At 35.4% G+C, this 1,024-nt stretch carries 1 protein-coding gene; it reads left to right on the forward strand.

Going from position 1 to position 1,024, the window contains the following annotated elements; genetic code table 11:
* Nucleotides 1-813 (forward strand): transposase (locus HNP25_RS21630; RefSeq protein WP_221432536.1); only part of this gene is annotated, 813 nt, incomplete at its 5' end.
* Between the last annotated feature and the right edge of the window lie 211 nt (nucleotides 814-1,024).

The following is a 1,024-nucleotide window of genomic DNA, read 5'->3' on the forward strand; positions in this document are numbered from 1 at the left end:
AGTAATAAAATCAAATTACCGAGGTCTAAATACAAAGACCAAAAGATAAAACAGTTGACTTACAGCAAACTTAGAAAGAAGATTCGTCGAAAGACCTACTCCAGAAAACGTTCACTTTTAAAGCTACTAAATAAAGGTATTTTAACACTCAAAGAACTCTTAGAGCAAGTTAAATCTAAGGGGTTTTCAGAAAAAGATGCAGAAGTGTTTCAAACAATTAAAGTTGTGTATGAACAGCAAAAACAACTTTTTGAAATACCTGGGGCGAAGATTAGTGACCGCATTGTAAGCATTTTTAAACCTTATATTCGCCCTATTGTCAGAGGAAAAGAAAACAAGCCAGTAGAGTATGGAATAAAAGCACATATTAATCAAGTTGGTGGAATTAACATTATTGAACATGCAAGCTACAATGCTTTCAATGAGTGCAAGAGACTGAAAGATAGCGTAGTAAGGCATGACACTATAATTGGCAAATGCACTCATGTAGCCGCAGATGGGATTTACCCAACCAATGAGAATCGTACTTTTTTAAGAGAGCAAGGCATTCAACACAACTTTTGTAGAAAAGGTAGAGGCAAAGATGATAAAGCCACTAAGCAAATGAAAGGCATCCTTAACAAAGAAAGGAGTACACGTCTGGAGGGCAGTTTTGGCACTGAAAAAGAACATTATCTTTTACGCAAAATAAAGGCAAGAAATCAAAAGACGGAACTCGTCTGGTTATTCTTCGGCGTGTATACAGCCAATGCTGTCAGGATTAACAATCGAAGGCAAGAAAACAGTCAACAGGTTAAGAAACTAGCAGCCTAACAATAAATATTAGAGGACAATAAATAACCACTCAACGAGCTGGTACAGTAAAACGTTGACCAGTTTTTAAGAAAATCAGCGTTTGGCTATCAGATGCACTATGAAATTGTACTTTTCAAGTAAATCACCTCAAATAAAATGAAAAATCCACCCAGAATATGAGTGGATTTTATTATGAATGAATATTGAAAAACAATTTTCAAGGAAAGCC

This window comes from Arcicella rosea (assembly GCF_014204325.1).
Lineage (GTDB): Bacteria > Bacteroidota > Bacteroidia > Cytophagales > Spirosomataceae > Arcicella > Arcicella rosea_A.